1 protein-coding gene is annotated in these 935 nt (G+C 70.6%); it reads left to right on the forward strand.

Annotation, left to right across the window (positions count from 1 at the left end):
- Positions 1-935, forward strand: a 935-nt coding sequence (locus tag A5705_RS15450; RefSeq protein ID WP_156763131.1) for an Hsp70 family protein, incomplete at both ends; no start/stop codon positions are given.

Consider the following 935-nt stretch of genomic DNA (forward strand, 5'->3'; position numbering starts at 1 on the left):
CTGACGGCGGCGAACGCGGAGCTGTGCCTGGCGGCGACCGGAGTGGTCGGGCTGCTCGATTTCGGCGGCGGCGGCACATCGGCCACCCTGGTCAGCCTCGCCGGCGACCTCGAACTCAAGAGCCCCACAATGCGTTACACGGCCTTCTCCGGCGACGAGATCGACCAGGCCGTGCTGCTCAAGGTCTTCGAGGAGCTCGGGCACGGCAGCGGCATCGACCCGGCCAGCACCGCCGGGGTCGGCCAGCTCGGACTGCTTCGCGAGCAGTGCCGCACGGCCAAGGAGCAACTGTCCACGGAAACGGCGGTCGAGTTCGCCGCCGAGCTCGGCGGGCGCAGGTGCACCATGCGGTTGACGCGCGACGAGCTGGGCGACCTGATCCAGGACCGGTTGTCGGGCTTCATCTATGCGTTCGACGACATGCTGGCCCGCCACAAGCGCAGCTGGGCGGACCTGTCGGCGGTGGTCGCCGTCGGCGGCGGCGCCAGCATTCCGCTTGTCACCGAACGGCTTTCGGTGCACGGCCGCCGGCCCGTCGTGAGCCCGTCGGAGCCGGCGCTGGCGGCCGCCCTCGGCGCCCTGCAGCTGGCGTCTCGCGGTGAGGAGCTGGATCTGCGCACCCGCACGTCTATCGGCCTGCTCACCGCGTCCGCCGCCGCCGACGTGCTCGACCTGCCCGCCGGCGACGTGTTGGTGATCGACCACGATGCGCTCACGGATCGCGAATTGGCGTGGTCACAAACGGAATACGGCGCAGACATCCGGGTGCCGTACAGCCCCGCCGCCTTTGACGAAGATGGTCCGGCCGGCTGGTCCATGCGGCTGAACGTGATGGAGCCGCCCAGGGAGAGCCCCTGGCGGCGCCTTCGGCTGTCCCAGCTGGTCATCGGAATGTGCGCCGTGGTCGCGATGACCGCGATCGGCGGCGTGGCCTA

This window comes from Mycobacterium sp. E787 (assembly GCF_001668725.1).
Lineage (GTDB): Bacteria > Actinomycetota > Actinomycetes > Mycobacteriales > Mycobacteriaceae > Mycobacterium.